The sequence below is a fragment of the uncultured Campylobacter sp. genome (assembly GCF_938031315.1).
Lineage (GTDB): Bacteria > Campylobacterota > Campylobacteria > Campylobacterales > Campylobacteraceae > Campylobacter_B.
In genome coordinates this window covers 1-1,526 of sequence record NZ_CALHHT010000417.1, presented here as the reverse complement: position 1 = coordinate 1,526, position 1,526 = coordinate 1, and the positions used below count along the sequence as shown (strand labels likewise).

General features: G+C 48.2%; 3 protein-coding genes. All 3 read right to left on the bottom strand.

The window, feature by feature from the left end:
* Positions 1 to 210 (bottom strand): S26 family signal peptidase (locus tag Q0236_RS10440; protein ID WP_297917558.1); only part of this gene is annotated, 210 nt, incomplete at its 3' end.
* A complete protein-coding gene (gene folD / locus Q0236_RS10435) occupies positions 211 to 1,068 on the bottom strand; it encodes a bifunctional methylenetetrahydrofolate dehydrogenase/methenyltetrahydrofolate cyclohydrolase FolD (protein ID WP_297917554.1) in 858 nt (285 codons plus the stop codon).
* 303 nt (positions 1,069 to 1,371) lie between these two features.
* On the bottom strand, positions 1,372 to 1,506 hold the full coding sequence (locus Q0236_RS10430) for a hypothetical protein (protein WP_297917552.1): 135 nt from the start codon (positions 1,504 to 1,506) through the stop codon (positions 1,372 to 1,374).
* Between the last annotated feature and the right edge of the window lie 20 nt (positions 1,507 to 1,526).

The window sequence follows — 1,526 nt, the reverse complement described above, 5'->3', positions numbered from 1 at the left end:
TACCTGCCACTCTACAAATGGAATATGCGGGGTCGGGATGCCGTAGCTAAATTTTTTAACGAATAAAAAATCGCCCTCTAAAAGCGTATAGCGCATCGATCCGCTAGGGATCACGAAGGCCTGCGCCACAAAAAGAATGACGAATAAAACGACGATGACCGTCCCCGTCCAACTTGATAAAAAGTGATAAATTTTGCTTAGTATTTTCATTTAGGCTCTTTGTCTTAAGCGATTTTTCGCCGATTTTATCGTGTTGCTAAGAAGCATCGCGATCGTCATCGGCCCCACGCCTCCGGGCACGGGCGTGATGAACGAGCATTTTGGCGTGACTGCGTCAAAATCGACGTCGCCTCTTAGCTTGCCGTCCTCGCCGCGATTGATCCCAACATCGATCACCACCGCACCCTCTTTTACCATATCTGCGCTCACAAAATGCGCCTTGCCGACCGCGGCAACCAAAATGTCGGCGTCTGCGCAAAGCTGCTTTAGGTTTTTCGTCTTGCTATGAGCGATAGTGACGGTGGCGTCGGCATTTAGCAGCAGGCTTGCCATCGGCTTTCCTACGATATTGCTGCGGCCTAGCACGACGGCATTTTTACCCACTATCTGCACGCCGTATTCCTCAAGCAGGCGCATCACGCCAAGCGGAGTGCAAGGCACAAAACCGTCCGCAAGCCCGCTAGTAAGCTTGCCTACGTTTATCGCGCTAAATCCGTCCACGTCCTTTTGCGGGCTTATTTTTTCTAAAATTTTATTCGTATCAATGTGCTTTGGAAGCGGCAACTGCACCAAGATGCCGTCGATGCTTTCGTCATCGTTTAAATTTTCTATCAGTTCTAAAAGCGCCGCCTCGCCCACATCGGAGCTCAAGCGGTGCGCTACGGATCGGATCCCACAGGCGGCGCAGGCTTTCTCCTTGCTCGCGACATAGGTCTTGCTTGCCGCATCATCGCCTACTAAAATCACCGCCAGCGCGGGCTTTACGCCCTTTGCGGCAAGATCCGAAGCGGCCGATTTGATCTCATCTTTTACCTTCGCGCTTATGCTTTTGCCGTCGATTAAAGTCATTTAAAGCCTTTTTGAAAAATAAGGCAAATGTTACCCTAAAATTTATAAAATTTAGATTTATTTAGCGGGATTTATGGGAATTTGAAAGAATTTTAAAAAGAATTTCGTCCTGCTCAAATAAGCCTAAATTTTATCGTCATTATAGACGGATGGACGCCTTGTCGCCGCTACGCTCAGGCCGAGACGCTGCTAAGGCTCGTATTGCAGGCTTGAGAACTTTTGTCCACGAATGAGCAAAAACTACAATGTTTCCATTTTCTCGCCATTAAACGTCTCGTATCGTCGCCCGCCGCGCAATATACGCTATGCGTAATAGTAGCCTGTATAATGGTGGCTCGGTGCCTTATTTTGCTCTGGCTTTGGGACATCTTGCGGTCTGCTCCTAGAGCAGCCGCATATAAACAGCGCCGCACACAGAAATAAAACGATCTTTTGCACCATATATCCTTTTCAAAATT

Coding starts and splice junctions, on each gene's coding strand:
- folD (WP_297917554.1), bottom strand. CDS start 1,068: ATGACTTTAATCGACGGCAAAAGCATAAGCGCGAAGGTAAAAGATGAG.